Origin of the sequence: Alteromonas sp. C1M14 (assembly GCF_018860965.1) — a bacterium.
Classification (GTDB): domain Bacteria; phylum Pseudomonadota; class Gammaproteobacteria; order Enterobacterales; family Alteromonadaceae; genus Alteromonas.
Map to the genome: position 1 here is coordinate 1 of NZ_JAHKQF010000017.1, position 1346 is coordinate 1346.

Annotated in this window: 2 protein-coding genes; both read left to right on the forward strand. The window is 38.6% G+C overall.

Going from position 1 to position 1346, the window contains the following annotated elements:
• Positions 1-233, forward strand: a 233-nt coding sequence (locus tag KO501_RS16440; protein WP_216030789.1) for a hypothetical protein, incomplete at its 5' end; no start/stop codon positions are given.
• A gap of 55 nt (positions 234-288) precedes the next feature.
• Positions 289-1278: a hypothetical protein gene (locus KO501_RS16445; RefSeq protein WP_216030790.1), complete on the forward strand. Its 990-nt coding sequence runs from the start codon at positions 289-291 to the stop codon at positions 1276-1278.
• Positions 1279-1346: the final 68 nt, after the last annotated feature.

A 1346-nucleotide genomic window follows, 5' to 3' on the forward strand; every position in this document is an offset into this window, starting at 1 on the left:
TGTTAGCCACAAAATATTTAGCGAGTGCCAATGAAGGCGAGAATAAGAAAAATCGTAATAAATATCTACTTCAAACTATTGAGGCTGCATGGAAGCTGGATATTGAAATGTCAGATGAAGCATGCTCAGTCTGTATTCTGTTATGCGTATATTTATACATTCACTCTATTTCCAGAGAAAAAGCTAAGTTACAACATCGATCTATCGCTCAAAGTAAGGCAGGTTATTTGTGATCTTCCCACCCCTGGAAATATTCAGAAAGTAGATAGTACGGACGTTGAGCAACTTATGTCCTCGCTAAAAGAAGACCCAAGAGTTCGATCTGTACTGGCGGATTACTATCGTTTAGTGGCTTATTACTACTTTTCCTACAGCGTAAGTTCTGACACCTTTAAAGATAAAATTGAAAGTGCTCTGTCAAATGCTGGTGTATATGGGGAAGAAATAATACCTATTGCAACAGAAGAAGCCAGTTTACTAAACAAAAATATAAAGAAAACTCATAAAAATTTACGAAAAGAAATCCGTCAGCTTAACTCAGAAAGGCTAGAGCGAGAGAAATTGCAGGTGATAGAACCAATAGAAATTGGGCAATCTCATGCAATATTCACCATATCGCTATTCACGACGCTATTTCTGATTAGCGGGTTTCTCTATATAAAGTTTGTGTATGGGAGTCTAGGGCTAAGAGTCGGTGACTTCTTTACTGCGGCAGACTACATATCAAGCAGCATTGATGTTCTTGCACCAGTGCTTATATCTACTGTAATAGGTCTTGCAGCTATGCTATTCGGCCTAAGCTCCGCAATAGATCAGGAGCTTCACGAAGATCAATTTGAGGTAAATTCAGAGAAAAGCAATTATGCCTTCCCGCTTTTTATATTAATGCTTACAGTGGGGTTGGTGGCTCATTCATATAAAACGGGAGAAATTGCAAGTGTTTTTCTTGCACCATTATTACTGCTTATTGGTCTTTTCGTGTTTTTCAGGCTTCCGATATGGAAATATGTAAAGAATAGAGGTTCTGTCGGTGCCATATTTTTATCAATTCTCTACTTTTCTTTGCACCTTGGTTTCACCATTAAAGAAGATATAGATGACATTAAGTCAGAGAGCTTTGAAAGCCCCTATATTGTTACATTTAACTCTCCCTATGAGACCTATAAAGAAAATAGTTTTATTGGTGGGAATTCTAACTTTGTTTTCTTGTATGCCCAAAAGGAAAGGTATGTTGTTGCAGTGCCGCGTTCAGCAATCAAGGCAATACGGAGCAAGTAAGTGGCTAACAAGGCCATCAAATTGACCGCTTTACGCTGCGCTCCAAGCGGCTATTTATGGCGGCGTTA